The 1,580-nt window shown below is 48.4% G+C and carries 1 protein-coding gene; it reads left to right on the top strand.

What is annotated here, in order from left to right:
- Positions 1-138: 138 nt before the first annotated feature.
- Complete coding sequence (locus tag JGK39_RS33390) at positions 139-1,275, top strand: transposase (protein WP_293262822.1); 1,137 nt, start codon at positions 139-141, stop codon at positions 1,273-1,275.
- Positions 1,276-1,580: the final 305 nt, after the last annotated feature.

Here is a 1,580-nt window from a genome sequence, read left to right as displayed (position 1 = left end):
TTTTCCTTTTTTCTTGCCGTTTTTACGGATATGGGTTGATTTACATTCTGGACATTGCATAAATTATTCCTCCTATTCATACTATAACTCAGCAACGCCAGGGAAAGTAATGAGGTTCCCTCTTGAGCGTAACCGCCCATGACGATAGCCCAACGCGAACAACAAATTCATCGGGTCAAAGCCACCAGTTTTCAACCGGAACTGGATGCGGCTTTAGAGCAAACCCTTCGCACCGCTGTGTTGTGTGCGGTCAAGGTGACGCTCGAAAGTGCCTTGCAGGAAGAAGTGAAAGTGGAGTTGTCTCGCATGGAGGGTGAGAAACCACGCCGTTCGGGCTATTTTGAACGGGGTCTGGATACCCAATATGGTCATGTGAGCAATTTACGGGTACCCAAATTGCGCGGACGCAATAGTGAGCGGGAGTGGCAGATTCTGCAGCGCTACCAGCGGGGGTTAGGCAATCTGGTGAACTGGCTGTGCTGCCTCTACGTCATGGTTTTATCCTTGCGCGATCTGCAAGAAGCGCTATATTTTTTGGTAGGTCACGTTCTATCCCGCAGTGCCGTGAATCAAGTCACCCTTCAGATCCAGCAACGGCTCGACGGGCTCCTAGAAGCCCCGATTGTGCAAACCCCGGAGATTTTAATTGTCGATGGCGTGTGGGTGGAGATTCAATATACCCGGGAGGAATTTAAGGTAGACCGAGCTGGGCATCTGCGTCAAAGTCGGCAAGCCGAAGAGCGGGTGATTTTGGCCGTGTTAGGGGTCTGGGACGATGGATCCTATGCTATCTTGCACTATGAAATTGCCACAGCCGAAGGTGAAGCCGAGTGGAGTGCGTTGTTTGAGCATCTGATCGAGCGGGGTTTAGTGGCCCCAGCGGTCAAATTAGTGGTCAGTGATGGCAGTTTGGGGTTGCCTAAGGCGTTGCAAAAGACTTTGCCCCAGGCTCGGCAGCAGCGGTGTATTACCCACAAAGTGCGTGGGATTGAGCGCTACTTGAGTTACGCCGAACTCTCCTCAACCGATGAGCGAGGACAACCGCTCAAATCCGAGGATGCGAAACGACAACGCCGATTTGAGATCGAGTCCGATGCCTATGCCATCTACGATACTGAGACGCCAGAGCAGGCCCGGCAGCAGTTACGGCGGTTTATTGCTTGCTGGGAGCCGCTGGAACCCAAAGCCGAAGTCTTTCAACCCACATTCCGCAGATGTGGGTCGGATTTTTTTATCAGTTGTGAAAACTTGGAAGCCAAACGCTTTTGGGGCTGAAATTATGCAGTGTTAGCGTTACAGAAGCTTGTTAAATTCAGCTAACTTAAGTAAGTTGAGATAATTGACTTTTTCTCACATATTCACATTGCTTTGCTTTTTATCGTGGTCAATCATTGTTTTTAAGCAAGGCAATTTATGCCAAGAGCAAATTATCTTGACTAATTAATTAAAATTATTCACAAATATCTACACCTCGAGCTCGCTCGTTATTCACTTGAAAACATTAAATAGTATTGACAGCAATACTCTCCTAAATGCCGCAAGATATCTTGACGCTCTTCGGTTAAATTACTGACCTGCTT

Source organism: Microcoleus sp. PH2017_12_PCY_D_A, from assembly GCF_020738565.1.
In the GTDB taxonomy this organism is placed as follows: Bacteria; Cyanobacteriota; Cyanobacteriia; order Cyanobacteriales; family Microcoleaceae; genus Microcoleus.
Note: the sequence above shows the minus strand (reverse complement) of the source record. Positions and strands in the feature narration are given on the sequence as shown.